Here is a 26,703-nt window from a genome sequence, read left to right on the forward strand (position 1 = left end):
TTGACATCCTGTACGTACAGGATGACATGATGCCCTCCACGTCCCCAGCGAGGAGGTTGCCGTGCCGTCGAGCGGTGAGGTCATCGAGGTCCACAGTCCCGCCACCGGCGCGGTACTCGGGACCGTCCCGGTCGCCGACGAGCAACGGGTCGCCGAGGTGATCGCCGCCGCACGCGAGGGCCGGCGGCGGATGGCCGCCCTGCCCGCCCACGCCAGGGCCGGCCTGCTGACCACGGTCGCCGACCGGCTCCGGGAACGGCACGAGGAACTGTCGCGGATGCTGGCCGCCGAGAACGGCAAGCCGCTGGACCAGACCCGGGGCGAGGTCGCCGCCGCGGCCAACATCTTCACCGGCTTCGCCGAGGAGGCAAAGCGGCTGTTCGGCCGGCAGGTCCCGCTCGACGTCTCCCCCGGCCTCGAACACCACCTGGCCTTCACCATCCGCGAGCCGCTCGGGGTGGTCGCCGCCGTCGTGCCGTTCAACTACCCGGTCGAGCTGTACGCCTACAAGGCCGCCGCCGCGCTCGCCGCCGGCAACGCGGTCATCGTCAAGCCGCCGGAGAAGTGCCCGCTGACCCTGGAGGTGGTCGGCCGGATCGTGGCCGAGGCCGGCCCGCCGCCGGGCGCCCACCAGATCGTCCACGGTGGACCCGAGGTCGTCCGCGCGCTCGCGCTGAGCCCCGACATCCAGCTGATCAGCCTCACCGGCAGCACCACCGCCGGCCGCGCCATCGCCGAACTCGCCGCCGGCACCCTGAAGAAGGTCCAGCTCGAACTCGGCGGCAACGACCCGATGATCGTCTGCGCGGACGCCGACGTCGACCGCGCCGCCGAGGCCATCGTGCTCGGCCGGCTGGCCAGGGGCAACGGCCAGATCTGCTGTGCGGTCAAACGGATCTACGTCGAGGACGCCGTGTACGACGAACTCGCCGCCAACCTCACCGCCCGCGCCAGGGCCCTGACCGTCGGCGACCCGCTGACCGAGGGCGTCGACGTCGGCCCGCTGATCACCGAGGCCGCCGCGCGCGACGTCGAGGACGCCGTGCGGCGGGCCGTCGAGGGCGGCGCGCACCTGGCGGCCGGCGGGATCCGTGAAGGGAACTTCGTGCACCCCACCGTGCTCACCGGGGTGCGCGCCGACGAGCCGGAGATCGCCAAGGAGATCTTCGGGCCGGTCGCGCCGCTGGTGCGGGTCGCCGACGCCGAGGAGGCGCTGCGGCTGGCCAACGACTCCGACTTCGGGTTGCAGGCCGCGATCTTCACCCGCGACATCAACCGCGCCCTCTCGCTCGCACGGCGACTGGAGGCCGGCGGCGTGATCATCAACGGCTCGACCGCGCTGCGCTCGGAGCACCTGTCCTTCGGCGGGCCGAAGAACACCGGCGGCAGCCGGGAGAGCCTGCACGACACGTTACGGGAGATGACCGAGGAGAAGACGATCATCGTGATGGAAGCGCTCGCCTGATGCTGGTCCTGGACGGGGTCCGCAAGTCCTACTCCGGTGTCGAGGTGCTGCACGGCATCGACCTGGACGCCGGGCCGGGCGAGGTGCTCGCCGTGGTCGGCGCCAACGGGGCGGGCAAGTCGACCCTCATCAAGATCCTGTGCGGCGCGGTGAAACGCGACGGCGGCACGGTCACCGTCGACGGCAGGCCCGAGCAGTTGGGCAACCCGCACGCCGCGGCGGCGCTGGGCATCCGCACGGTGCACCAGGAGCTGAGCCTGGTGCCCGATCTGACCGTCACCGAGAACATCCTGCTCGGCGACCTGCCGACCCGCGCCGGACTGGTCGACTGGCCGGCCGCGCACCGGCGGGCCGGGGAACTGTTGCGCCGCACCGGGTTCTCCGGCATCGACGTGCGCACCCCGGCCCGGCGGCTGTCGGTCGCGCGGCGGCAGATGGTGGAGATCGCCAAGGCGATGGCGTCCGAACCGAGGATCCTGATCCTCGACGAGCCCTCGGCCGTGCTCGCCGGCGACGACCTCGACCAGCTGTTCGCGCTGATCCGCTCGCTGCGCGCCGAGGGCGTACTGGTGCTCTACGTCTCCCACCGCCTTGAGGAGATCATGGCCATCGCCGACCGGGTGGTCGTCATGCGCGACGGCGTGATCACCGCCGACACCACGCCGGCGCGGACCGACGAGGCCGAGCTGGTGCGGCTGATGGCCGGCCGCCGCCTCGACCAGATCTACCCGGCGCGGCGCACCGAGCCCGGCGCGGAACTGTTGCGCACCACCGGTTTGAGCCGCGAGGGCTGCTTCACCGACGTGTCGGTCACGATCCGCGCCGGTGAGGTCGTCGGCATGTTCGGGCTGGTCGGCAGTGGCCGCAGCGAACTGGCCGAGGTGCTGTTCGGCGCGGCCGCGCGCACCGGCGGCGAGATCGCGCTGGCCGGCCGGCCCGCGCGGCTGCGCTCGCCCCGGGAGGCCATCGACGCCGGGATCGCGCTGGTCACCGAGGACCGCAAGGCCACCGGGCTGGTGCTGGACCTGTCGGTGCGGGACAACGCCTCGCTCGCCACCATGCGCACCTTCCGCCGCCGGGGCCTGATCGACCGGGTCCGCCAGGCGCGGTCGGTCGGCGACCTGGCCGAGAGGCTGGACCTGCGGCCCCGGGGGATCTCCCGGCCGGTCGGCCAGCTTTCCGGCGGCAACCAGCAGAAGGTCGTGCTCTCGAAGTGGCTGCTGGCCAGGCCCAAGGTGCTGATCCTCGACGAACCGACCCGGGGCGTGGACGTCGCCGCCCGCGTCGACCTGTACCGCATGGTCGACGAACTGACCCGCGCCGGGCTCGGCGTGCTGATGATCTCCTCCGACCTCACCGAGGTGCTCGGCATGAGCGACCGCGTGCTCGTCATGCACGAGGGCCGCGTCGTGGCCGACCTGCGCAGCGCGGAGACCGACGAGGAGGAAGTACTCGCGTACTCGATTGGAGTCGCCGCGTGACCGGTGTGGACCAGCGGACCCAGGACGTCGGCGACGTCCGCGAACAACGACGGGTCCCCAGCAGGAACCTGCTGATCAACGGCGGCTTCGCGGTCGCGTTCGTGGTGCTGCTGGTCGTGGCGGCCACCTCGACCGACTCGTTCCTGACCGACGACAACCTCACCAACCTGCTGCGCCAGTCGGTCACCACCGGGTTGCTGGCGCTGGGGATGCTGATGGTCATCCTCACCGGCGGCATCGACCTGTCGGTCGGTTCGGTGGTGGCGCTGACCGGCATCATGGCCGCCGGTCTGGCCGAAGGCCTGCCGGTGCCGGTGGCGATGCTGGCCGCGATCGGCATCGGCGGGGTGTGTGGGGCGGTCAACGGCGTACTGGTGGCACACTTCCGGCTCGCGCCGTTCGTGGTCACGCTCGCCGCGCTGACCACCATCCGCGGCCTGGCCTACGTGTACTCCGAAACCCCGATCACCCCGACCGAGATCAACTTCCTCACCCTGGGCACCGAACTGCTCGGGCCGATCCCGGTCGCCACCCTGCTGATGGTCGTCGCGTTCGCGCTGGCCTGGCTGTTCCTCACCAGGACCACGGCCGGCCGGGCGATCGTGGCGATCGGCGGCAACCGGGAGGCGGTGCGCCTGGCCGGCATCAACGTGCCGCGCCACGTCCTGCTGACCTACGTCATCAGCGGGCTGCTCGCCGGCCTGGCCGGCGTGATCCTCGCGTCCCGGGTCGGCATCGCCCAGCCCAGCGTCGGCATGGCGCTGGAGCTCAACGCGATCGCCGCGTGCGTCATCGGCGGGGCGCGCCTGTCCGGCGGCCGGGGCAGTGTTCCCGGCACCTTCGCCGGAGTCGTGCTGCTGGCGCTCATCGACAACCTGCTCACGCTCCACGACGTGCAGAGCTACTGGCAGCAGGTGCTCAAGGGCCTGATCATCGTGGCCGTCGTGCTCGCACGGCGCCGCGAGGACGCCTGAGATTTCCCTTTCATACCAACAAGGAAGGTTGCCATGCGGCGACTAATCGCACTGGTCGGCGTCGCGACGACGATGTTGGCGGCCGTGGCTTGCGGATCCGGTGACGGCGGCGACGCCGACGACGGCACCCGCACCATCGGCATGGTCAACTTCACGCTCGGCGCGCCCTACTTCATCGGCATCTCCAAGACCGTCGAACGGGCCGGTGACAAGGCCGGCGTCGAGGTGCTGGTCACCGACGCGCGCGGCGACGCCGCCACGCTCACCTCCAACGTCTCCGAACTGCTCGCCAAGGACGTCGACGGCATCATCATCTCCGGCGGACCTCTGGAGGCGGCACCGGCCGCGCTCACCGCCATCGCCCAGAAGGACATCCCGGTCGTGCTCGTGGACCGCAAGTTCCAGACCGGCGAGTACACCAGCTGGGTCGGCCCGGACAACAAGGCGATCGGTGAGCAGGACGGCGAGTACATCGCCGAGCGGTTGGGCGGCAAGGGGAAGGTCGCGATCATCCGCGGTGGCCCCGCCGACAACTCGATCGGCATCGCCCGCACCGAGGGCGTGAAGTCCGTACTGGACGGCGAGACCGGCATCGAGCAGGTCATGGCCCCGGAGTTCGCCGAGTGGAGCAGCGACGGCGGCCTGCGGGTGATGGAGAACCTGCTGGCCCAGCACTCCGACCTCGACGCCGTGTTCTGCGAGAACGACTCGATGTGCCTTGGCGCGCAGAAAGCCGTCGCCGACGCCGGCCGCGCCGACCAGATCTTCCTCGCCGGTGTCGACGGGCAGAAGGAGGCCCTCGCGGCCATCGCCGAGGGCGGCAACTACGCGGTCACCGGGCTCAACAACGCCGTGGAGATGGGCGACGCCGCGTTCGAGCGGCTCACCTCGATCCTCGACGGCGAGCAGGCGCAGAAGGACACCGTGATCCCCTCACCCCGGATCACCAGCGACAACGTGGCCGAACACTACGACCCCAACAGTGAGTTCTGATTCGGAGAGAGGGCCGATGAGTCGACGACGATCAAGAGCCGTTCCCCTGCTGACCGCCGCGCTGTTCGTGACCAGTATGGTCACCCCCGGCGCGGTGGCCGCCCAGGAGACCACCGCCAAGGGCAGAGGTGACGACGGCTGGCAGTTGCTCTACGCCGAGGACTTCAGCACGCCGTTACCCACCGACGCCCAGTGGCGTCTGGAGAACTACGGTGATCCGTTCGACACGATCACCGACGACAACGGCCTGTGGTACGAGAACGACTACGGGCAGGCGTGGAACGACCAGATGGCGGGCTTCCGCACCTACCGCAAGGACTACGCGTTCGGCACCAACGGGTGGCTGACCGCGTCGCTGTCCGCGCGGGACTGGAACGCCGACGGCGTGATCGAGGACGAGCCGACGATCAGCACCGAGAACCTGCGCGGTGCCGGCAAGGTGGCCCAGATCGACGTCCCGGACCACACCGGCGGCGCGATCTTCCGCCCGACCAACCAGCTCCCGCAGGAGTACCGGATCGAGTACAAGCTCAAGACACTCGACTTCGGCGGCAAGCGCGGCGGCGAGATCAACTACGACGGCCGGGAGAACGGCTACTCCACCGAGGGCTGCAAGACCCAGCACCCGTGGGGCGAGGGCCCGAGGACCCCCGGCTGGGAGGGCGACGCCTCAGCTCCCTACTGCGAGTGGCAGGACGTCCGAAGTGGACCGTACGGCTACAACGGCTACCACTTCATGACGATCGTGGACTTCGCGGACCCCGCGCCGAGGAACAACCACTTCTGGCACTACCACCGCAAGGTCCTGATGGACTCCTTCGCCCAGCACCCCGACCGGGTCGGCGACGGGACCGGCGGGCGCATCTGCGACGCCAAGACCAAGACCTACTACAACTACCGCGACAGCAACTACAACACCGTCAACATGTGGATCTCCGGAATGCCGAACTACTCGCCCGGCGAGGGCGGGCTGGCCGGCAACTCGCAGTGGTTCATGACCTCCTGCTCGGACGGCAAGGCCGAGCAGCAGCTGTCCACCGCCGGGGAGATGCTGCCCGAGCTCATGCCCAAGCACGACTACACGATCGCCATCGAGCGCAGCAGGACCGCGTACACGCTGGAGATCAGCGGCATGTTCGCCCGCTCCGGGGAGCAGACGTTCCGGTTCACCCGTCCGTTCGTCGTCGACGGCAAGCCGATCTGGCACTACAACGTCACCCCGGACGAGTACGACGGCCAGTTCGACGGTGACCTGAAGCAGAACGGCGTCGTCGCCGACCGCACCTGGCCCGACCAGTGGGCGAAGGGTTCGGCCTACCCGGACTACTTCGTCATCGGTGACCTCTACACGAACGTGTACGAGGGCAAGGCCTCGCTCGACGACATCAAGCTGTTCGTTCCGAAGAAGAAGAGATAACGACCGAGGAATCGGGTGTGCCGGACATTCCCGTTCGGCGCACCCGATTCCGGATCAGGGGAATCCGTTGGGGGCGTATCGTATGGCGGTGCCCGGCGACCGAATCGATCGCGACTCACCGCTGCCCTACTACGCGCAGCTCAAGCAGCTGCTCGAGGGGCGGCTGGACACCCACTGGGAGGCGGGCTCGCGCCTGCCGGGTGAGGTCCAACTGTGCGAGCAGTACGGCGTGTCCCGGACCGTGGTGCGCCAGGCGCTCGACGAGCTGGAGGCCGAGGGCCGGGTCGTGCGCCGCAAGGGCCAGGGCACCTTCGCCGCGGCCCGCAAGGTCGACGAGACGCTGTTCCAGTCGCTGACCGGGCTGCACGAGGACGTCGAGGCGCGGGGCGGCACGCTGCGCAGCAAGGTGCTCCAGCAGGAGCTGATCCCGGCCCCGGCCGGGGTGGCCGCCGAGCTCGGCCTGGCCGAGGGCGACCCGGTGGTGTGCCTGGAGCGGCTGCGCTACGCCAACGGCGAGCCGTGGGTGCTGGCCAGGACCTACCTGCCGCCGGCCATCGCACCCGGCATCCTCGGTGAGGATCTCACCGAGCTGTCGCTCTACGGGTTGCTGGAGAACAAGTACGGCGTGGAGCTGGACAACGGCACCCGGATGCTGGAGGCCGTTCCGGCCTCGGCCAGCATCGCCGAGGCGCTGCGCCTGGAGGCCGGCGACCCGGTACTGCTGCTGCACAGCACGGCGTGGGACGTGCTGGGCCGCCCGGTCGAGCACTTCCTGGCCTACCACCGGGGCGACCGCAGCCGCTTCCAGGTCCGCCTGCGCCGGCGCCGTTCGCCGGCCACCGGGCTGCCAGCGATGGTCGTCACGCAGGACTGAACTCCCCTGGTCACCGGCCGCCGCTGCGCATAGGGTTCGGCTCGGTGTTCGACGTAGAACGAGAGGCCACCGGCCCGCGTCGCACCGCGAACCCTGCGAGGCGGGAGCACATGATCGTCGCGCATGACCTCGGCACGACCGGGAACAAGGCTTCACTGCACACCGACCACGGCGAGCTGGTCTCGTCGGTCACCGTGCACTACCCGACGACCTTCGCCGCCGGTGGGGTCGCCGAGCAGGACCCGGCCGACTGGTGGCGGGCGGTGTGCACCGCCACCCGCGAGCTGCTCACCCGCACCGGGACCGCCGCCGACGAGGTCATGGCCGTGGGCTTGGGCGCCCAGATGATGGGCGCGGTGCTGCTCGACGCGGCCTGTGAGCCGGTGCGCCCGGCGATGATCTGGGCCGACCACCGCAGTACCGCCGAGGCCGACCGGCTCAACGAGGCCGTCGGCGCCCGGCACGCCTACCGGCTGCTCGGCCACCGGGTCCACCCGACGTACTCGCTGGCCAAGGTGCTGTGGGTACGCGACCACGAACCCGACGTGTTCGCCCGCGTGCGGCACGTGTGCCTGGCCAAGGACTACGTGGTCCTGCGAATGACCGGACAGTTGCTCACCGACCACTCCGACGCGTCGTCCACCAACGCCTACGACCAGCGCCGCGGCACGTGGTCGGCCGAGCTGCTGGCGGCGGCCGGGCTGTCCCCGGAGCTGTTCCCCCCGATCGTCCCGTCGGCCACGGTCGCCGGGGGCCTGCGCCCGTCGGTGGCCGCCGAGCTGGGCCTGTGCGCCGGCACTCCGATCGTCCTCGGCGGTGGCGACGGGCCGCTGGCCGCGCTGGGCGCCGGCGTGCTCGACCCGTCCGACGGGGCCTACGTGTACCTGGGGTCCTCGTCCTGGGTGTCGGTGTCGGCGACCGAGCCGCTGCTCGACACCCACCTGCGGACGATGACCTTCGACCACGTGGTGCCCGGCCGTTACGTCCCGACCGCGACCATGCAGGCCGGCGGGGCGTCGCTGGACTGGGTGGCCGAGGTCCTGCGCCCGTCGGTCACCGCTCCCCTGCCCGCGCTGCTGGCCGAGGCGGCCGACGCCGACACCACCGGCCTGTACTTCCTGCCCCACCTGCTCGGCGAACGCTCCCCGCACTGGAACGCCGCCGCCACCGGCGCGTTCCTCGGCCTGGCCCGCCACCACGGCCCCGCCGCGCTGACCAGGGCGGTACTGGAGGGCGTGGCGTTCAACCTGGCGACGTGCGTGGACGCGTTCCGCGAGGCCGGGGTGCCGGTGGACCGGATCGACGCCATCGGCGGCGGCGCCGCCAGCGACCTGTGGCTGTCCATCCTGGCCGACGTGTGGGGCGCGACGGTCCGCCGCCGCACCATCGTCGAGGAGGCCAACAGCCTGGGCGCCGCCGTCACCACCGCCGTGGCCGTCGGCCTGGTCGAGGACTTCTCGGTGGCCCGCGACCTGTCCACGGTCACCGCCGAGTTCACCCCCGACCCGACGCGGCACGACGAGTACCGCCGCCGCCACGCCCGGTTCGCCGACGCCTACCGCCGCCTGGAGCCCTGGTTCACGACCTAGCGACGTCGACCGGTGAGCCGGTCGTCCACTGACGGAGCTTCTCGGGGTTGCGCACGGCCCAGATGCGGGTGATCCGGTCGCCGACGACGTCGAACGAGTAGACGGTGACGGTGACGCCGTTCACCTGGGCGATCAGCCCGGGTTCGCCGTTGACCGTCCGCTCCAGGAACGTCAACGTGCGCAGCCGGTCCTCGATGTGGACCAGCGAGGCCACGATCCGCTCGGCGCCCGTGTTCGGCCGGGAGATCACGCTGGCCAACCCGCCACCGTCGGCGATCGCGACAGCGTCGGGGTCGAGGAGGGAGACGAGGGCGTCGATGTCCCCGGCCTCCCACGCCAGCCGGAACTCCCGGACGAGCCGGGCCCGCCTGGCCGGGGGCGTCGCGGGCGTGTCGCGGACCCGGCGACGGGCCGAGGAGGCCAGTTGCCGGCACGCCGCGGGCGTGCGGCCGGTGATCCCGGCGATCTCGGCGAAGGAGTACCGGAACACGTCGTGCAGGACCAGCGAGACGCGCTGGGCGGGTGTCATCGCCTCGAGCGCGACGAGGAACGCCATGCTGACCGACTCGTCCAGGGTGACCCGGTCGGCCGGGTCGGCCACGGCGCCCGCCCACTCGGTGTGGTCGGGCAGCGGCTCAGGGATCCACTCGCCAACGTACCGCTCACGCCGGGCCCGCGCGGAGCCGAGCACGTCGAGACAGACGCGGCTCGCGACGGTCGTCAGCCACGCGCCGGGCGAGGCGATGGCCTCCTGCTGCCGCCGGGACATGGCGTACCACCGGGCGTAGGTCTCCTGCACGGCGTCCTCGGCCTCGGCGACCGACCCGAGGAGCCGGTAGGCGAGGTTGATCAGGTGGCGCCGCTCGCTGACGATCGCGCGCAACCCCGCGTCCGGCCGGTCGGTCATGATCTCTCCTCACGTCGGTGCCCTCACCGTTCCGACGAGACGGCACCGCCGATCGTCAGGCCGTCTGGTGTTTCGTGATGGCGGGCGTGGTGGCCAGGTTGATCAGCCCGGCGCCGAACGCGGCCTGCCGCGATGCGTCCACAGTGGACATCTGGCTGGTGGGGCTGTTGCCCTGCCAGGTCATCGCACCGGTGCGGCCGTTGCCGACGGTCAGCCCGTGGGCGGGCCTGGTGACCTCCACTCTGAGTGACAGGTGTCACATCGCTACCTGTCACGTCGCGAGGGGTCGACGGTGTCCAGTGGGCATGACAGAGCACACCACGGTCGTGGTCATCGGCGGCGGCTACGCCGGGACCCTCGCGGCCAACCACCTGCGCCTGCGCGAGGACGTCGACGTCACCCTGGTCAACCCGCGTCCCGAGTTCGTCGAACGGATCCGGCTGCACCAGTTCGTCGCCGGCACCGGCACCGCGACGGTCGACTACGGCTCGCTGCTCGGCGAGGGCGTCCGGCTGGTCGTCGACAGCGCCACCTACCTGGACACCACCGCGCGCACCGTCCAGCTCGCCTCCGGTCGCCTGCTGGACTACGACTACCTGATCTACGCCGTCGGCTCCACCACCGGCATGCCGGCCACCGTCCCCGGCATCGAGTTCGCCTTCCCCATCGCCGAACTCGAAGCGGCGCAACGGTTGCGCGACGCGCTGGCCGACCTGCCCACCGACGCGCCGGTGACCGTGGTCGGCGGCGGCCTGACCGGCACCGAGGTGACCGCCGAACTCGCCGACCTCGGCCGCCCGGTCACCCAGGTCTGCGGCGGCGCGCTGGCCCCGCCGCTGAGCGAACCCGGCCGGCGTTCGGTGGCGAAGTGGTTGACCCGCCACGGGGTCACCGTCCTGCAGGACGTCGCGGTCACCGAGATCCGCCCCGACGAGGTCGTGCTGACCGACGGCACCACCCGGCCCAGCGCGCTCACCATCTGGACGGCCGGCTTCGGCGTGCCGGTGCTGGCCACCGCCAGCGGCCTGCACACCGACGCGCTCGGCCGCCTGCTCACCGACGAGACCCTGACCAGCATCGACGACGACCGGGTCATCGCCGCCGGGGACGCCGCCGCGCCGTCGGGCCGGCCGCTGCGGATGAGCTGCCAGGCTGCGGCGCCGCTGGGCGCCCAGGCGGCGAACACCGTACTGAGCCGGATCGCCGGCACCGAGCCGGCGGTGATCGACCAGGGCTTCACGGGGTCGGCGATCAGCCTCGGCCGGCGCGCCGGCACCCTGCAACTGGCCCGCCGCGACGACACCTCGATCGACTACCACGTCGGCGGCCGGCTCGGCGCCGCGCTCAAGGAGGGCGCCTGCCGGCTCGCGCTGTGGGGCATCCGGCGCGAGGCCGCCAAACCCGGTTCGGTGTTCTGGACAAGGGGTGGCCGGCGCAGCGACCAGTTCGAGGGCGCGCGGTGACCGTCGACGAGCACGCCGAGCGGTTCACCCTGTTGCGGCCCCTGCTGTTCACCATCGTCTACGAGATCCTCGGCTCGGCCACCGAGTCCGACGACGTGCTCCAGGACAGCTACCTGCGCTGGGCCTCGGTCGACCTCGGCACGGTCCGCGACACCAGGTCCTACCTGGCCCAGTTGGTGACCCGGCAGGCGCTCAACACGGTGCGCGCCAACGCCCGCCGCCGCGAGGACTACATCGGACCGTGGCTGCCCGAGCCGCTGCTGCTCGACGAGCACGACCCGTCGGCCGACGTGGTGCTCGCCGAGTCGGTGTCGATGGCGATGCTGGTGCTGCTGGAGACGCTGACCCCCGACGAGCGCGCGGTGTTCGTGCTGCGCGAGGTGTTCGGCTTCGACTACGACGAGATCGCCGGGGCCGTAGGCAAGTCGGTGACCGCGGCCCGCCAGGTCGCCCACCGCGCCCGCGAACACGTGCACGCGCGGCGCCGCCGGTTCGCGCCGGCCGACACCGCGCAGACCGAGCGGATCACCGCGCGGTTCCTGGCCGCCGCCGACAGCGGTGACCTGGAGGGTCTGGTCGCCCTGCTCGCGCCCAACGCCACCTGGACCGCCGACAGCGGCGGGAAGGCCACCGCCGCGCACCGCCCGGTCGTCGGCGCGGCGACGGTGGCCGCGTTCCTGCTGGAGATCTTCCACCCGCGCCGCCGGCCGCCGGGGTTGCGCGTGGAGATCGTCAACTGCAACCACACCCCCGCCGTCGTCGCCCACCGCGACGACCGGCTCGACGGCGTGTTCCTGATCGAGGTGGCCGGCGGGCTGATCACCAACTTCTACGCCATCCGCAACCCCGACAAGCTGGTGGCCGTCACCGCCGTCCGCCGGATCAGCCGATGACCGGCCGGGGCTCCTACGGCGTGCTGCGCTGGCTGGTCACGGCGCACGCCGTGGTGATCTTCGTGCTGCCGGTGCTGGCCGGTCGCTACCTGGTCGGCGACGCCGGCATGCTGGCCGGGCACCGCCTGGCCGCCGACGTGGGCACCGTGGTCGGGCTGGCGCAGCTGGTGGCGGCCGCGGTGGTGTGGTGGCGGGCCGGGGCGCGCTGGCCGCTGCTGGCGAGCCTGCCGCTGGTGGCCGGCGAGGCCGGGCAGTACGCGGTCGGCGTGTCCGGCGCACTGGACCTGCACGTGCCGCTGGGGGTCGCGCTGGCCGGCTACGTGACGGCGCTGGCGCTGCTGGTGTGGCGGCCGTTCACCGCAACCCGTCGTAGTAGGGCTTCAGCGACGGGTAGTACTCGGCGAAGTCCGGTAGTGGTCGACCGGAACGACTGGCGGTGAGCATGTCCAGGTAGTACTCCCAGCCGGGCCCGGTCTCGCCGAGGCCGGCGGTGTCGTCGAGGTGGAACACCAGGCGCAGTTCGGTCTGCCCGGCGTCGTGGGCCAGCAGCAGCTCGATGTGCCAGTCCCCGGCCGCGTCCGACATGGACAGTGCCAGCCGGTGCGGTGGTTCGCAGGCGTCGACGCGCAGGTCGCACCACGGGGTCTGGTCCTCGTGGTCCATCCGGACCCTGATCACGTTGCCGGGGGCGGCGTCGCCCTCCCACGGCCCGAACCAGCGCGCGGTCCGCTCGGACTCGGTGACGCTGGCCCACACGTCCTCGACGGGCGCCCGGTAGGTGCGGCTGAGCACGAGGTCGTGGCCGGCGCCCACGGGGATCAGCCGTCCGGTCGGTGGGGTGGTCATGCGTGTTTCTCCTGTCGTTGGGTCGTGCCACGCTCGCGACGGGTGCGGTGGACCTCGGTCGCCAGCGCGTCCAACCGGTGTTCCCAACCGGATGGTCGGTTGAACTGGGCCAACCAGCCGGTCAGTTCCGCGAGCCGGTCGGCCTCCAGGGAGTACCACCGCTCGCGCCCGGTGAGCGTGTCGCGCACCAGCCCGCTCTCCCGCAGCACCCGCAGGTGCCGGCTCACCGCCGGGCGGCTGATCGGGAACCGCTCGGCGATCCGGCCCGCCGGCAGGTCCCGCTCCCGCAACATCACCAGGATGTCCCGGCGCACCGGATCCGCGATCGCCGCGGCCACGTCGTCCACCCCTGAAGCGTAACGACCCTGTTACGCGTCTGGCAATCCGGCGCGGGTGAAGCGCGCGGCCCAGTCGGCGACCTCGTCGCGCAGCTCGGGCGGCCCGACGACGTGGAAGTCGGCCCCGGCGACCCCGAGGGCCAGCAGTGCCCAGGACAGCGCGTGCGTGGTCAGGTGCACCCGGCAGCGGTTGTCGTCGACCTCGTCGACCGTGGCCCACTGGCCGACGCGGGCGCGCACCACCACCGCCGGGGCGTCCACCAGCGCCTCGACGGTGTGCGGGCGCGAACCCCGGTCCAGCCGGGAGCGGACGAACTCGGCGGCGTCGGGCGCCGGGAGCTCGCGCGGCCGGAAACGGGCACCGGTCACGGCCGGGGCGCTGAGCCGGTCGACGCGGAAACTGCGCCAGTCGTGGCGGACCAGGTCGTAGGCGACCAGGTACCAGCGGCGGCCCAGGCTCACCAGGCGGTGCGGCTCGACGTGCCGATCGGTGCCCTCGCCGGTGGCCGAGGTGTAGGCGAAGCGCAGCCGCTCGGTGTCCCGGCAGGCCAGGGCGACGGTGGTGAGCATCTCGGCGTCCACGTTCGGGCGCGGGCCGGCGACCCACTCCAACGGCACGGTCATCGTCCGCAGCGCCTCGGCGCGGCGACGCAGCCTGGCCGGCATGACCTGGGTGACCTTCGCCAGCGCCCGCACCGACGCCTCCGCCACGCCGGACACCGCGCTGCCGGCGGCGTGGCGCAGCCCGACGGTCAGCGCCACGGCCTCGTCGTCGTCGATCAGCAGCGGCGGCAGGGCGGCGCCGGCCGCCAGCTGGTAGCCGCCGTCGACGCCCCGGGTGGCCTCGACGGGGTAGCCGAGCTCGCGCAGGCGGTCGATGTCGCGGCGCAGCGTGCGCGGGGACACGCCGAGACGCTCGGCCAGTTCGCCGCCCGGCCAGTAGCGGTGGTGCTGGAGCAACGAGAGCAGCCGCAGCGTCCGTGAGCTGGTGTTGGCCATGAAAAAAGACTGTCACACATTGAGGACAGAAACTGGCCGCAATGGTGGATAGCGTTCTGCGCAAGCACCACCGACCAGGGAGAACGAGAATGACGACCGTGATCGACACCGAGCGCACCGACCTGCTGGACATGCTGGCGACCAGCCGCCACTTCCTGCGCTTCACCACCCGCGACCTCACCGACGACCAGGCCAGGCAGCGCACCACCGCCAGCGAGCTGACCCTCGGCGGCCTGATCAAGCACGTCGCCAAGGTCGAGGCGACCTGGGCCGACTTCATCGTCAACGGCCCGGCCCCGTCCTCGAACGTCACCTCGATGACCGACCACGACTTCAGCGAGTGGGCCGCCGGGTTCCAGTTGCTGCCCGAGGAGACCCTGGCCGGGGTGCTCGCCGAGTACGCCGAGGTCGCCGCCAGGACCGACGAGCTGGTCAGGTCGCTGCCCGACCTCAACGTGTCGCACCCGCTGCCCGTCGCGCCCTGGTACGAGCCGGGCGCGAGCTGGACGGCCCGCCGCGCGCTGACCCACATCATCGCCGAGACCGCGCAGCACTCCGGCCACGCCGACATCATCCGCGAGTCCCTGGACGGCGCCAAGACGATGGGCTGACCGGCGGCGTCTGACCAGCTACGATCCCGTCCGGTGCGCACGATCCCCACCCGCGCCGCCGGCGCGCTGTTCCTCGCGTTGGCCGCCGGACACCTGGCCACGCAGCTCGCCGGCGCGGACACCGCCGCCCAGGCCACCCAGTTCCTGCTGATGCCCGCGCTGGCCGCCGTCGTGCTGACCGTGCCGCCCGGCCCGCTCACCCGGCCGCTGCTGGTCGCGCTGGGTTTCTCCTGGCTCGGCGACAGCGTGCCGGCGCTGTTCACCGGCGACACCGCGTTCCTCACCATGGTCGGGCTGTTCCTGTGCGCCCAGATCACCTACGCGGTGGCCTTCTGGCCGCTGCGCGGCGAGTCGGTGCTGGGCCGCCCGGCGGTCGCGGTGTACGTCGCCGCGTTCGGTGGGCTGCTGGTGGCCTGCGTGCCGGGGGCGGGCGGGCTGCTGGTTCCGGTGGTGGTCTACGGCCTGTGCCTGACGCTGGTGGCCGTGCTGTCCACCGGCGTGCACCGGCTGGCCGGCATCGGCGGGGCGCTGTTCTTCGTGTCCGACGGCCTGATCGCGCTGCGCGCGTTCGCCGACTGGTACACCCCGCCGGTGCCGGGCTTCTGGGTGATGCTGACCTACGTCGCCGGCCAGGCCCTGATCACGGCCGGCGTGCTGGCGCGCCAACGGGTCCCGGTGGCCGCCGGCACGCCGGCCTGAGGGTCGGTCCGGGGGTCAGTGGGTCGCGTTCAGCACGGCCAGCGCGCTGGCCTGACAGCCGGGGCCGGCCGGCCTGGTCCACGCCGACCAGGACAGTGAGTACTGGTCGAAGGCGTTGCGGGACCGGGAGTACGCGGTGTCGGCCTGGCGGTCGAGGTAGGCGGTGTACGGGCCGCCGGAGACCGCCGCGTTCAGCTCGGCCAGGCCCCTGGCCAGCCCGGCCTTGAAGTAGGCGCCGTCCTTGAGGCAGTCGTCCCAGCCCTCGGCGGGGTCGTGCAGCACACCGGAGGAGTCGGTCAGCGGGGAGCCGGGGCGGGTCGTCGCGTCGGCGACCTGGCGGGCGCGGGCGCGCGGCCCCGGGTCGCCGGTGAGGGCCGACAGGGCGGTGAGACCGGACATCAGCACGCCCTGGTTGTAGGTGAACACGGTGCCGCCGGGGGCGCAGCCGGACTCGTCGAGGCCGTCGCGGACCAGGTTGTCGCCGCCGATCAGGCCGGTGCCGGCGAACCAGGACCAGCCGGCCAGGGCGCGGTCGCGGAACCGGGTCTCGCCGGCCCTGGCCGCCAGCGTCGCGTTGACCTGCACGTACAGGCTGTTGGAGATCGAGGCCTTGTAGGTCGAGCCCTCCTTCCACCGGATGCCGCCGCCGCAGGCGCCGGTCCAGAAGGTGTGCATGTGGTCGGCGGCGATCCGCGCGGTGTCCAGGTAGCGCTGCTCGCCGGTGAGGGCGTGCGCGTCCAGCCAGGCCATCGCCCACCAGCCGGTGTCGTCGGAGAACTCGTTGCGGAAGTGCCCCCGGCCGGCGTTGACGTTGCGCTCGTAGGTGGTGGCGATGGCGTACCGGTAGCTGGGCAGGTTGGTGACGGCGGCGTTGCGGATGACCCCGGTCAGGGCGACGGCGCTGCCCCAGAACCCGCCGCCCCGGAAGTAGCCGGTGGTGTTGTCGTAGAGCGCCATCAGCGCGGTCGCCGCCGCGTCGGTGCGGTTCGCGGCGTTCCAGGTGGTTCTGGCCCACTGGGTGCAGGCGATGGCGCCGGTGTCGACGGCCCGGCCGCAGGCGCGCAGGGCGCCGACGCCCCGGTTGTTCCAGTCGTCGTTGTTGTACATCTGGGTGCGCCAGCCACCGAAGCCCTGGGGGGCGGTGGTGACGCCCAGGCGGCCCTCCCAGGTGGCGCCGGCGTCGAAGGAGCGGTCGAGCCACACCTCGTCACCGGGACGGACCTGGTCGATGGCGGCCCAGCCCATGGGGTCGCCGTCGGCCAGGTGCAGCGACAGCGTCCGCCCGGACAGGCCGGCGGTGACCGGCACGCGGTCACCGCCGGCCTGGGACGGGTCGCGGGCGTCGCAGTAGCGGTTGCAGATCGTCGCCGCGGGCGCGGGTGTGGGTGTTGGTGTGGGTTGGGCGATGGCGGGTTGGGCGCCGGCCACCAGTGCGGCGGCGACCAGGACGGGGAACAGCATCCGTGTCACGGGGAACCTCATCTGTCGCAGGGAAATTTCACCGTGACCCATGAAAGCGCTTTCCGCCAGGTCCGAAAGGGTGTCATGGCGTCGAACGCACCGCCTGACCAGCGACGCTGCGCGACCGTGGCGGCGGACGTACGGTGGGGCGCGACGGGGAAGACCAAACGTGGGGTGAGGTCACAACCATGCGCACATCAAGGAAAACGCTGTCCGCGGCCGCCGCGCTCGCCGTGCTGGTGACGACGGTGACGGTGCCCTCGGCCTCGGCCGCCGCCGCGAGTCCGCCGGCGCTGTCGGACTTCCAGCTCGTGCCGACCCAGACCGACAAGCAGACGATCGTCGACCAACTGGACGCGCGGTTGCCGAAGCTGGGGGTGCAGAACATCCTGACCCAGGCCAACCGCGACGACGCCCCGAAGGGCGCGGCCTGCACGTCGCCCGCGTTGGACACCAACACCCTTCCCGTTCGGGACAAGTTCTGTTTCAACGACGGCGACGTCAGGACCACGGAGTGGGTCCCGCAGGGCATCACCACGGTCGCCGACGCGCAGGACGACCAGTACTGGGGCGACAAGCAGGCCGTCCTGGTCAGCTGGTACGACAAACAGACCGACCCGGTCAAGGGCGTGCGAGTGTCCTTCTTGGACACGGCGACCGGGAACTACCAGCACGTGCTGCTCGTGTACCCGTACACCAACACCAGTGGCAACCCCTCCTACGAGCAGGTGACCACACCGCAGTCCGGCGACCACGGCAGTGTGCACGCCGGCGGGATCGTCTGGTACGGCAACTACCTCTACCTCGTCGACACCAACCGGGGCATCCGGATGTTCGACATGCGCTACATCTTCGACATCAAGTCCGCCGGCGACGGGGACGTCACCGACTCGAGCCGGGTCGGCCGCCACGACGGCACCTACTACAGCTACGGCTACCGCTACGTCATGCCGCAGGTCTCCGGCTGGTCCAACCCCGACGGCCTGGCCGAGTTCCCGCCCGACTACAGGTGCGCCGCCTCCGGCCCGCAGAAGTTCTCCTACCTCGGCCTGGACCGCTCCACCAACCCGGACTCGATCGTCACCGGTGAGTACTGCGCCGACCAGGACGACGACAACCTCAACGGCCGGGTCGCCCGGTGGCCGCTCGACGGCGACACCGGCAAACCCGCCCCGGCCGCCGACGGCCGGTGGAAGGCCAGCCAGGCCTACCGGCTGCCCACGCCGAGGGTGCAGGGCGCCGTGTCGGTCGACAACCGGTGGTACCTCAACAGCACCGGCGGCGGCACGACCGGTCCCGGCCACCTGCGGGCGGCCGTCCCGACCGGCGGCAACCCCGGCGTCCTGGCCACCGACGGCGCCGCCCACGACGTGGCCGTCGGCGTGGAGGACCTGTCCTACTGGCCGGGGCGCGACCAGCTGTGGACGGTCACCGAGCACGACACCCAGCGGATCATGTACGCCGTCTCCCGCCCCTGACACCTCACCCGGCGGCCAACGCCCCGGCCGGCACGATCCGGTCGGGGCGGGTGTAGACGTTCATCGAACCGTCGCGGACGAAACCGGCGAGGGTCAGGCCGGACTCCTCGGCCAGGTCGACCGCGAGCGAGGACGGGGCGGACACGGCGGCCAGCATCGGCACGCCGGCCATCACCGCCTTCTGCACCAGCTCGAACGACGCCCGCCCCGACACCACCAGCACGCACCCGGCGGCCGGCACCCGCCCGGCCAGCAACGCCCAGCCGAGCACCTTGTCCACGGCGTTGTGCCGCCCGACGTCCTCGCGCACCACCAGCGCCTCACCCTCGGGCGTGCACAGACCGGCGGCGTGCAGGCCGCCGGTGCGGTCGAACACCCGCTGGTGGTCGCGCAGCACGCCGGGCAGGGCCGAGAGCACCGCCGAGGCGATGCTCAGCGGGTCGGCGGCCGGCGGGAACCGGGTCCGCAGGCGCACCGCGTCCAGCGACGCCTTGCCGCACACCCCGCACGAGGACGTGGTGTAGAAGTTGCGCTCCACCCCGGTGTCCGGCGCGGGCACGCCGTCGGCCAGGCCGACGTCGAGCACGTTGTAGGTGTTGACGCCCTTGTCGTCGCGCGAGGAGCAGTAGCGGGCGTCGCGCACGTCGGCGGCGTCGCCGACGACGCCCTCACTGAGCAGGAACCCGTGTGCCAGTTCGACGTCGTGGCCGGGGGTGCGCATCGTGACGGCCAGCGGGCGCCCGCCGACCCGCAGTTCGAGCGGTTCCTCGACGGCCAGCGAGTCCGGGCGCCGGCGCTGGCCGTCGGGGGTGAGGCGCAGCACCGGTTTCCTGGCGATCAGCCGGCCCACCTCAGCCCCCCGCGCGCAGCCGGCGCGCGGCGGCCACGGCCAGGTCGTCCAGACCGTCGCCACCGGCGTCGACGTGCGCGTACAGGGCGGTGAGCATCCGGGGTTCCCAGAACGACCGCAGGTGGGTGGCGATCTCGGCCGCCGCCGCGTCCGGGTCGCGGTGGTGGAACTGGACGGCGATCTCGTTGGCCAGCCGGACCGTGGCCGGGACGGTGGCGGTCACGAGCCCACCCGCGTCCGGTCCCTGGCCAACTCCTCGCGCACCGACGCCTGCTCGGTGGTCAGCGCCACCTGGACGGCGGTGACCTTGTACTCCGGGCAGTTCGTCGCCCAGTCGGAGTTCTCCGTGGTGATCACGTTCGCGCCGGTGACCGGGTGGTGGAAGGTCGTGTAGCAGACACCGACCGGCATCCGGTCCGACAGCAGCGCCCGCAGCGTCGTGCGCCCCACCCGGCTGGACAGCGCCACCAGGTCGCCGTCGCGGATGCCCCGGACCTCGGCGTCGTGCGGGTGCAGCTCCAGCAGGTCCTCCGGGTGCCAGGCGACGTTCGCGGTGCGCCGGGTCTGGGCGCCGACGTTGTACTGGCTCAGGATCCGGCCGGTGGTCAGGATCAACGGGAACTTGCGCGTGCTGCGTTCGCTGGTCGGCACGTACACGGTTTCCACGAACCGACCCAGGCCGCGCACGAACCCGTCCTGGTGCATGATCGGCGTGCCGTTGGGCGCGGCCTCGTTGCACGGCCACTGCACGCTGCCCACCCTGTCCAGGTGCTCGAAGGACACCCCGGCGAAGGTCGGGGTGGTCAGCGCGATCTCGTCCATGATCTGGGCGGACGACTCGTAGTGCATCGGGTAGCCCATCGCCTGCGACAGCTCGCAGACGATCTCCCACTCGTGCTTGCCGGTGCGCGGACGCATGACCGGGCGCACGCGGTTGATCCGCCGCTCGGCGTTGGTGAACGTGCCGTCCTTCTCCAGGAACGACGTGCCGGGCAGCAGCACGTGCGCGAACTTGGCCGTCTCGTTGACGAACAGGTCCTGCACGACCAGCAGGTCCAGCGCGGCCAGCGCCGCGTGCACGTGCTGGGTGTTGGGGTCGGACTGGGCGATGTCCTCGCCCTGCACGAACAGCGCGCGGAACGAGCCCTCGGTGGCGGCGTCGAACATGTTGGGAATGCGCAGCCCCGGCTCGTCCTGCAGGTCGACGCCCCACAGGTGCTCGTAGATCCCGCGCACGTCGTCGTCGCCGACGTGCCGGTAGCCGGGCAGCTCGTGCGGGAACGAGCCCATGTCGCACGAGCCCTGCACGTTGTTCTGGCCGCGCAACGGGTTCACGCCCACCCCGTCGCGGCCGATGTTGCCGGTGGCCATCGCCAGGTTGGCCATGCCCATGACCATCGTGGAGCCCTGGCTGTGTTCGGTGACGCCCAGGCCGTAGTAGATGGCGCCGTTGCCGCCGGTGGCGTAGAGCCGGGCGGCGGCGCGCAGCTCGGCGGCCGGGACGCCGGTGATCTCCTCGGCGGCCTCCGGACTGTGCTCCTCGCCGGCGATGAACTCCGCCCACTCCTCGTAGCCCTCACACCGCTGCGCGACGAACTCCCTGTCCGCCAGCCCTTCGGTGACCACCACGTGGGAGAAGGCGTTGACCACGGCCACGTTCGTGCCGGGTGCGAGCTGGAGGTGGTGTGCCGCCTCGATGTGCGGCGAGCGGACCAGGCTGATCCGCCGGGGGTCGATCACGATCAGCTTGGCGCCCTCGCGCAGCCGGCGCTTCATCCGCGACGCGAACACCGGGTGCGCGTCGGTCGGGTTCGCGCCGATCACCAGGATCACGTCGGACCTGGCCACCGACCTGAAGTCCTGGGTGCCGGCCGAGGTGCCGAAGGTCTGCTTGAGGCCGTAGCCGGTCGGCGAGTGGCACACCCGCGCACAGGTGTCGACGTTGTTGTTGCCGAACACCGCGCGCACCATCTTCTGGACGACGTAGACCTCCTCGTTGGTGGTGCGCGAGGAGGTGATCCCGCCGATCGACCCGACGCCGTGCTCGGCCTGGATCTCCCGCAGCCGGCGCGCGGTGAACCCGATCGCCTCCTCCCAGGAGACCTCCCGCCACGGGTCGGCGATCGAGTCGCGGACCATCGGGGCGAGCACCCGGTCGGGGTGGTCGGCGTAGCCGAAGGCGAACCGGCCCTTCACACACGAGTGGCCCTCGTTGGCGCCGCCGTCCTTGTAGGGCACCATCCTGACCAGCTCGTCGCCGCGCAGCTCGGCCTTGAACGAGCAGCCGACACCGCAGTAGGCGCAGGTCGTCACGACGCTGCGGGTCGGCATGCCCAGCTCGACCACCGACCGCTCCTGCAGGGTCGCGGTCGGGCAGGCCTGCACGCACGCGCCACACGACACGCAGTCCGACTCCATGAACGAGCCCCCGGCGCCGGCGGCGACCTTCGAGTCGAAGCCGCGGCCGTCGATGGTCAGCGCGAACGTGCCCTGCACCTCGTCGCAGGCCCGCACGCAACGCGAGCACACGATGCACTTGGAGGCGTCGAAGTCGAAGTAGGGGTTGGAGGTGTCCTTGGGCGCGTCCAGGTGGTTGGCACCGGCGTCCACACCGGACCCGTAACGCACCTCGCGCAGCCCGGTCACGCCGGCCATGTCCTGCAACTCGCAGTCGCCGTTGGCCGAACAGGTCAGACAGTCCAGCGGGTGGTCGGAGATGTAGAGCTCCATGACGCCCCGGCGCAGCCGGCCCAGCTTCTCGGTCTGGGTGCGCACGGCCATGCCGTCGCTGACCGGGGTGGTGCAGGAGGCGGGGGTGCCCCGGGCGCCGTCGATCTCGACCACGCACAGCCGGCAGGACCCGAAGGCCTCCAGGCTGTCGGTGGCGCACAGCTTCGGGATGTCCACCCCGGCCTGCTTGGCCGCGCGCATGACCGACGTGCCGGGCGCGACGGCCACCGCGATGCCGTCGACGGTCAGCTCGACGGTGGCCGCGCCCTCGCGGGCCGGCGTGCCGAAGTCGGGTTCCCTGAGCAGACTCATGACCGGCCCCCGTTCGTCGTGGTGGCGGGTTCGGGGATGCCGAAGTCCGCGCCGAAGTGGCGGACCGCGCTGCGTACGGGCATCGGCGTGAGCCCGCCCATCGCGCACAGCGAGCCGTCGGTCATCAGCTCGCACAGGTCGTCGAGCAGCACGAGGTTGCGCTCGCGGTCCTGGCCGGTGCGGATCCGGTCGATCGTCTCGACGCCGCGCACGGCGCCGACGCGGCAGGGCGTGCACTTGCCGCACGACTCCTCCGCGCAGAAGGAGAACGCGAACCTGGCCATGGCGGCCATGTCCACGGTGTCGTCGAACACGACGACGCCGCCGTGGCCGAGCATCGCGCCCGCCTCGGCGAAGGACTCGTAGTCCAGCGACAGGTCGAACTGGGTCGCCGGCACGTAGGCGCCCAGCGGCCCGCCGACCTGCATGGCACGCACCGGCCGGCCCGACGCGGTCCCGCCGCCGAGGTCGTTGACCAGCTCGCCCAGGGTCATCCCGAACGGGGTCTCGACGACCCCGCCACGCGCGATGTTGCCGCCCAGTTGGAAGACGCTGGTGCCGCGTGAGCGGCCGGTGCCCAGGGCGGCGTAGGCGGGTGCGCCGTCGGCCAGGATCATCGGCACCGAGGCGAGCGAGAGCACGTTGTTGACCACGGTCGGGCGCCGGAAAAGCCCTTCCAGGGCGGGGATCGGCGGCTTGGAGCGCACCGTCCCCCGTTTGCCCTCCAGGCTCTCCAGCATCGCGGTCTCCTCGCCGCAGATGTAGGCGCCGGCGCCGACCCGCACGTGCAGGTCGAACGCGAAGTCGGTGCCCAGCACCCGGTCACCGAGCCAGCCGAGCGCACGGGCGGTGGCGATCGCCGACTCCAGTGCCTCGACCGCGTCGGGGTACTCGGAGCGGACGTAGACGTAGCCCTCGCTGGCGCCGACCGCGTAGCCGGCGATCGTCATGCCCTCGACGAGGGTGAACGGGTCGCCCTCCATCAGCATCCGGTCGGCGAAGGTGCCCGAGTCGCCCTCGTCGGCGTTGCAGCACACGAACTTCTGGTCGGCCTCCGCGCCCAGGACGGTGCGCCACTTGATGCCGGTGGGGAAGCCGGCGCCGCCCCGGCCGCGCAGCCCGGACTCGACGACCTCCTCGACGACCTGCGCCGGGGTCCTGGCCAGGGCGGCGCGCAGCCCGGCGCCGCCGCCGTGCGCGGTGAAGTCCTCGGCGCTGCGCGGGTCGACGACGCCGACGCGGGCGAAGGTCACCCGGTTCTGCCGGCGCAGCCACGGCAGGTCCTCGACGAGGCCGAGGTGTTCACCGCGACCCTCGAACAGGCCGGCGGCGACCAGCCCGTCGACGTCCTCCGGGGCGACCGGCCCGTAGCCGACGCGCCCGTGCGGGGTGTCGACCTCGACGAGCGGTTCGAGCCAGAGCATGCCGCGCGTGCCGGTGCGCACGACGGTGACGTCGTGGCCGTCGGCCAGGGTTTCGAGACGTTCGGCGACCTCGTCGGCGCCCACCGAGCGGGCGGCCGAGTCGCGGGGGACGTACACCTTCACCGGGACACCTCCCCGAGCAGCACGTCGAGGCGGGCCCGGCTGACCCGGCCGTGCAGCCGCTCGCCGACCTGGACGGCCGGGCCGAGGGCGCAGTTGCCGAGGCAGAAGACCTCGTCGAGGCTGACCGCGCCGTCGGGGGTGGTCTCGCCGAACCCGACGCCGAGCCGTTGCCGGGCGTGGTCGGCGAGTTCCCGCGCGCCGACGGCCTGGCAGGCCTCGGCCTGGCAGATCCGGACGGTGGCGCGGCCGGCGGGTTCGCGGCGGAAGTCCTTGTAGAAGGTGACCACGCCGTGCACCTCGGCGACCGACAGGTTCAGCACGTCGGCGATCACCGGCAGGTCGACGGTGTCGATGTGGCCCAGTTCCGCTTGGACGGCGTGCAGGATCGGCAGCAGCGCACCGCGCCGCTCGCGCAACCGCGTCGCGATCTCGCGAACCCGGCCAACCCGCACCGTCGTCAGGTCGGAGACAGCAGTCATGCCACCAACTGTTTCGTTCTGACATGCTACAGGTCAAGACAATGAAATCGATGCCCCGATAACCGCCGTCTATCACGATCGGCGGCGGCGAGGTCACCGGTGAGCGGCCGAAACGGCGCCACCGCGCCGGGGAGCGACCGCGCCGCCGGTCCGTGAGGCCATCGCGCCCGTCGATCGGGTTTAATATGCAAACGCTACCGTTTGCGTATTCGAAAAGGGGGTGGGTCGTGAAGCTTCTCGGCAAGGTCGCGCTGCTGGCGGCGTGCGTGCTGGTGATCGCCGCGACGCTGATCGTGCTGCGACTCAAGGACGTGCCGCTCGCGGTGCTCGCCGTGTACGGCCCGCTGCTGGTCGCCCTGGCCGCCGGCCTGCTGTGGCCAGGGGCGTTCGGCCGACGCCGGGTCGCCGTCCTGCTCGGTGTCCCGGCGGGTCTCGCGACGCTCGGGCTGTACTTCGCGGTCGTGTTCTACGTGACCGACACGCCCGTCCTGCTGGGACTGGGCGCGGTGACCGCCCTGGTCACGGCACTGGTGACGGTCCGGCGGACGCCAGCGGGGCCGAGCCGTTCCCGCCGGGTGTTCCTGCTCGGCGGCGCCGGGGTCGCGCTCGGCGCGCTGGGGGTCGCGTCGGTCGGCTGGGCGCGGGACCGGCGGCGTGACCGGCTGGCCCCGGCTGCCCGCGCGCGGGCAGCGGCCCTGCACGCGCCGGGCCGGCGGCAGCGGGTGACCGACGGCGCGGTGCGGGTGTTCCCGCTGCACCTGGGCGACACGGTCGTCACCTTCGGCCAGTTCCACGGCGGGCTCGATGACTGGGTGGGCGTCGAGGGCTATGTGCGCACGCTGCTGGACAAGACCCAGCTGACCGTGCCGGTGTACGCGTACCTGATCGACCACCCCCGCCACGGCGTGCTGATGGTCGACGCCGGAATCACCTGGGAGCAGGCCCACGACCACGACGGCTACTACAACCACAACGCGATGGTGTCGCGCCTGCTGAGCCAGCGCGACGAGTACCGGCAGGCCCCCGAGCAGGACCTGCGGGTGCGGCTGGGCCGGCTGGGCTACCACCCCGACGACGTCGCCACGGTGTTCCTGACCCACGTCCACGACGACCACGCCGGCGGCCTGCGCCACCTGCCGACGGCGACGGTCGTCCTGGACCGGCGCGACTGGGACCAGGGCGTGCGCTACGGGTACTCGTTCGAGCGGGTCGAGGCGAACCTGCGGTTCCCGCGCTACGACTCGGGGGCGTACGGCACGTTCCCGGACAGCCAGGACTATTTTGGCGACGGCAGCGTGATCCTGCTGCCGACCCCAGGGCACTCGCCGGGGCACCAGTGCGTGCTCCTGCGGATGGACGACGGAAGTGTGCTGTTCATGGGCGACACCCTGTACACGCTGCGCCACCTCGCGGTCGACGAGGTCCGGCAGCTGACGCTCGGCGGTGCGGACACCGCCAACCAGCTGGACGCGGCCCGCCGCGTCCAGGGCCTGCTGGCCGATCCCACGGTCGCGCCGCTGTTCGCCCACGAGACGACGCCCTACCGGTCTGTCGTCGACGAGGTGTTCGCCACCGGCCGCCCGGACCCGGCCGGTTTCGCCGCGCTGCGCCGGCACCTGGACGGCGTGCTCACCCCGGACTGGCGGCTGCGGTGACCGGCCGCTCGCGGGGCCGGCCCCGCGACCCGCAGGTCGACGACCTGATCATGAAGGCCGCGCTGGAACTGTTCGTCGAGCAGGGCGTGGAGGGCGCGAACGTCGAGCGGATCGCGAAGCGGGCGGGGGTGGCCAAGGTCACGATCTACCGCCGGTGGCCCTCCAGCGAGGCCCTGCTGGTCCAGGCGCTGGAGCGGGCCCGCACGGTCGTCCCGGAGGAGCGGCTCTGGGCGGAGAACGCCGGGCCGTCCGACGAGCGCCTGATGGACTCGTGGGTCACCACCCTGGGCGATCCCCGTTACCGGGCGGTGCTCGCGCAGCTCATCGGCTCCAGCACCAGCCACCCGGACCTGCTGGCCACCTACCGCGAGCAGTACCTGCGGCCCCGCCGCCGCCTGGTCCGCGAGGCCCTGGCCGCCGGCGTGGACCCCGAGGCCGACGTCGACATCGACACCGTGATCGACATGGTGGTCGGCGCCGCGCTGTACCGGATGCTGGTCGACCCCGGTGAGCCGTCCGACCGCGACTACCTCGCCAAGCTCGTCCACCAGGCGAATCGCCTGCTGGGGCGGTGACATCCCCAACTCCTCGCCCCGCGACAGGGGGTCCTCATGAGACGGTGGAGGACGACGAGAGGAGCGG

26 protein-coding genes are annotated in these 26,703 nt (G+C 72.0%); 15 read left to right on the forward strand and 11 right to left on the reverse strand.

What is annotated here, in order from left to right:
- Positions 1-61: 61 nt before the first annotated feature.
- From BLA60_RS34885 to xylB, 7 genes are all read left to right on the forward strand, one after another.
- A complete protein-coding gene (locus tag BLA60_RS34885; RefSeq protein WP_211288947.1) occupies positions 62-1,465 on the forward strand; it encodes an aldehyde dehydrogenase family protein in 1,404 nt (467 codons plus the stop codon).
- Entirely contained in the window at positions 1,465-2,946 is a 1,482-nt protein-coding gene (locus BLA60_RS34890) for a sugar ABC transporter ATP-binding protein (protein WP_075137330.1), read from the forward strand. Before BLA60_RS34885 ends, BLA60_RS34890 begins: the two co-directional genes overlap by 1 nt.
- On the forward strand, positions 2,943-3,920 hold the full coding sequence (locus BLA60_RS34895) for an ABC transporter permease (RefSeq protein WP_211288948.1): 978 nt from the start codon (positions 2,943-2,945) through the stop codon (positions 3,918-3,920). The genes BLA60_RS34890 and BLA60_RS34895 overlap by 4 nt, the downstream gene beginning before the upstream one ends.
- 33 nt (positions 3,921-3,953) lie before the next feature.
- On the forward strand, positions 3,954-4,913 hold the full coding sequence (locus tag BLA60_RS34900) for a substrate-binding domain-containing protein (RefSeq protein WP_075137331.1): 960 nt from the start codon (positions 3,954-3,956) through the stop codon (positions 4,911-4,913).
- 16 nt (positions 4,914-4,929) lie between these two features.
- The gene (locus BLA60_RS34905; RefSeq protein ID WP_075137332.1) at positions 4,930-6,330 is read left to right on the forward strand and encodes a mucin-5B; all 1,401 of its coding nucleotides are present in this window, start codon (positions 4,930-4,932) and stop codon (positions 6,328-6,330) included.
- 88 nt (positions 6,331-6,418) lie between these two features.
- Positions 6,419-7,204 (forward strand): GntR family transcriptional regulator, encoded by a 786-nt coding sequence (locus BLA60_RS34910; protein ID WP_211288949.1) that lies wholly within the window; start codon positions 6,419-6,421, stop codon positions 7,202-7,204.
- Positions 7,205-7,314: 110 nt separating this feature from the next.
- The gene (gene xylB, locus BLA60_RS34915) at positions 7,315-8,793 is read left to right on the forward strand and encodes a xylulokinase (RefSeq protein WP_075137334.1); all 1,479 of its coding nucleotides are present in this window, start codon (positions 7,315-7,317) and stop codon (positions 8,791-8,793) included.
- Here xylB and sigJ (BLA60_RS34920) read toward each other — a convergent pair.
- Positions 8,783-9,700, reverse strand: a complete 918-nt coding sequence (gene sigJ, locus BLA60_RS34920; RefSeq protein ID WP_075137335.1) for an RNA polymerase sigma factor SigJ — start codon at positions 9,698-9,700, stop codon at positions 8,783-8,785. The genes xylB and sigJ (BLA60_RS34920) overlap by 11 nt on opposite strands.
- A 55-nt stretch (positions 9,701-9,755) precedes the next feature.
- Complete coding sequence (locus tag BLA60_RS34925) at positions 9,756-9,941, reverse strand: hypothetical protein (protein WP_075137336.1); 186 nt, start codon at positions 9,939-9,941, stop codon at positions 9,756-9,758.
- Between the two features lie 64 nt (positions 9,942-10,005).
- On the opposite strand from BLA60_RS34925, the gene BLA60_RS34930 reads away from it, so the two are divergent.
- The 3 genes from BLA60_RS34930 to BLA60_RS34940 are packed head-to-tail and all read left to right on the forward strand — an operon-like array spanning position 10,006 to position 12,496.
- Positions 10,006-11,163, forward strand: a complete 1,158-nt coding sequence (locus BLA60_RS34930; protein ID WP_075137337.1) for an NAD(P)/FAD-dependent oxidoreductase — start codon at positions 10,006-10,008, stop codon at positions 11,161-11,163.
- Positions 11,160-12,056 (forward strand): RNA polymerase sigma factor SigJ, encoded by an 897-nt coding sequence (gene sigJ / locus BLA60_RS34935; RefSeq protein ID WP_075137338.1) that lies wholly within the window; start codon positions 11,160-11,162, stop codon positions 12,054-12,056. The genes BLA60_RS34930 and sigJ (BLA60_RS34935) overlap by 4 nt, the downstream gene beginning before the upstream one ends.
- The gene (locus BLA60_RS34940) at positions 12,053-12,496 is read left to right on the forward strand and encodes a hypothetical protein (protein WP_075137339.1); all 444 of its coding nucleotides are present in this window, start codon (positions 12,053-12,055) and stop codon (positions 12,494-12,496) included. The genes sigJ (BLA60_RS34935) and BLA60_RS34940 overlap by 4 nt, the downstream gene beginning before the upstream one ends.
- On the opposite strand, the gene BLA60_RS34945 is transcribed toward BLA60_RS34940, so the two are convergent.
- The 3 genes from BLA60_RS34945 to BLA60_RS34955 are packed head-to-tail and all read right to left on the reverse strand — an operon-like array spanning position 12,411 to position 14,239.
- On the reverse strand, positions 12,411-12,902 hold the full coding sequence (locus BLA60_RS34945) for an SRPBCC family protein (protein ID WP_075137340.1): 492 nt from the start codon (positions 12,900-12,902) through the stop codon (positions 12,411-12,413). The genes BLA60_RS34940 and BLA60_RS34945 overlap by 86 nt on opposite strands.
- A complete protein-coding gene (locus tag BLA60_RS34950) occupies positions 12,899-13,249 on the reverse strand; it encodes a metalloregulator ArsR/SmtB family transcription factor (RefSeq protein WP_075137341.1) in 351 nt (116 codons plus the stop codon). The genes BLA60_RS34945 and BLA60_RS34950 overlap by 4 nt, the downstream gene beginning before the upstream one ends.
- A 21-nt stretch (positions 13,250-13,270) precedes the next feature.
- Positions 13,271-14,239, reverse strand: coding sequence for a helix-turn-helix transcriptional regulator (locus BLA60_RS34955; RefSeq protein WP_075137342.1), 969 nt, complete (start codon positions 14,237-14,239; stop codon positions 13,271-13,273).
- Positions 14,240-14,328: 89 nt separating this feature from the next.
- On the opposite strand from BLA60_RS34955, the gene BLA60_RS34960 reads away from it, so the two are divergent.
- Both BLA60_RS34960 and BLA60_RS34965 read left to right on the forward strand, forming a co-directional pair.
- Positions 14,329-14,850 (forward strand): DinB family protein, encoded by a 522-nt coding sequence (locus tag BLA60_RS34960; RefSeq protein WP_075137343.1) that lies wholly within the window; start codon positions 14,329-14,331, stop codon positions 14,848-14,850.
- Between the two features lie 33 nt (positions 14,851-14,883).
- Positions 14,884-15,549, forward strand: a complete 666-nt coding sequence (locus BLA60_RS34965) for a lysoplasmalogenase (RefSeq protein ID WP_075137344.1) — start codon at positions 14,884-14,886, stop codon at positions 15,547-15,549.
- Positions 15,550-15,564: 15 nt separating this feature from the next.
- On the opposite strand, the gene BLA60_RS34970 is transcribed toward BLA60_RS34965, so the two are convergent.
- Positions 15,565-17,031 (reverse strand): glycoside hydrolase family 76 protein, encoded by a 1,467-nt coding sequence (locus BLA60_RS34970; protein WP_162293057.1) that lies wholly within the window; start codon positions 17,029-17,031, stop codon positions 15,565-15,567.
- A 167-nt stretch (positions 17,032-17,198) separates the two neighbouring features.
- On the opposite strand from BLA60_RS34970, the gene BLA60_RS34975 reads away from it, so the two are divergent.
- Positions 17,199-18,488 (forward strand): hypothetical protein, encoded by a 1,290-nt coding sequence (locus BLA60_RS34975; RefSeq protein ID WP_075137346.1) that lies wholly within the window; start codon positions 17,199-17,201, stop codon positions 18,486-18,488.
- 4 nt (positions 18,489-18,492) lie between these two features.
- Here the strand turns inward: BLA60_RS34975 and fdhD are convergent, their stop codons facing one another.
- The 5 genes from fdhD to BLA60_RS45010 are packed head-to-tail and all read right to left on the reverse strand — an operon-like array spanning position 18,493 to position 24,406.
- Positions 18,493-19,338 carry a formate dehydrogenase accessory sulfurtransferase FdhD gene (gene fdhD / locus BLA60_RS34980; RefSeq protein WP_075137347.1) on the reverse strand — a complete coding sequence of 282 codons (846 nt, stop codon included), beginning with the start codon at positions 19,336-19,338 and terminating at the stop codon, positions 18,493-18,495.
- Between the two features lies 1 nt (position 19,339).
- The gene (locus BLA60_RS34985) at positions 19,340-19,561 is read right to left on the reverse strand and encodes a formate dehydrogenase subunit delta (protein WP_075137348.1); all 222 of its coding nucleotides are present in this window, start codon (positions 19,559-19,561) and stop codon (positions 19,340-19,342) included.
- Positions 19,558-22,380: a formate dehydrogenase subunit alpha gene (fdhF, locus tag BLA60_RS34990; protein ID WP_075137349.1), complete on the reverse strand. Its 2,823-nt coding sequence runs from the start codon at positions 22,378-22,380 to the stop codon at positions 19,558-19,560. Before fdhF ends, BLA60_RS34985 begins: the two co-directional genes overlap by 4 nt.
- A complete protein-coding gene (locus tag BLA60_RS34995) occupies positions 22,377-23,927 on the reverse strand; it encodes a formate dehydrogenase beta subunit (protein ID WP_075137350.1) in 1,551 nt (516 codons plus the stop codon). Before BLA60_RS34995 ends, fdhF begins: the two co-directional genes overlap by 4 nt.
- Positions 23,924-24,406: a formate dehydrogenase subunit gamma gene (locus tag BLA60_RS45010; protein WP_075137351.1), complete on the reverse strand. Its 483-nt coding sequence runs from the start codon at positions 24,404-24,406 to the stop codon at positions 23,924-23,926. Before BLA60_RS45010 ends, BLA60_RS34995 begins: the two co-directional genes overlap by 4 nt.
- A gap of 227 nt (positions 24,407-24,633) precedes the next feature.
- On the opposite strand from BLA60_RS45010, the gene BLA60_RS35005 reads away from it, so the two are divergent.
- Together BLA60_RS35005 and BLA60_RS35010 are read left to right on the forward strand one after the other, a co-directional pair.
- Positions 24,634-26,061 (forward strand): N-acyl homoserine lactonase family protein, encoded by a 1,428-nt coding sequence (locus tag BLA60_RS35005; RefSeq protein ID WP_075137352.1) that lies wholly within the window; start codon positions 24,634-24,636, stop codon positions 26,059-26,061.
- A complete protein-coding gene (locus BLA60_RS35010) occupies positions 26,058-26,636 on the forward strand; it encodes a TetR/AcrR family transcriptional regulator (RefSeq protein ID WP_075137353.1) in 579 nt (192 codons plus the stop codon). Before BLA60_RS35005 ends, BLA60_RS35010 begins: the two co-directional genes overlap by 4 nt.
- Positions 26,637-26,703 lie beyond the last annotated feature (67 nt).

Source organism: Actinophytocola xinjiangensis, assembly GCF_001921215.1.
Classification (GTDB): domain Bacteria; phylum Actinomycetota; class Actinomycetes; order Mycobacteriales; family Pseudonocardiaceae; genus Actinophytocola; species Actinophytocola xinjiangensis.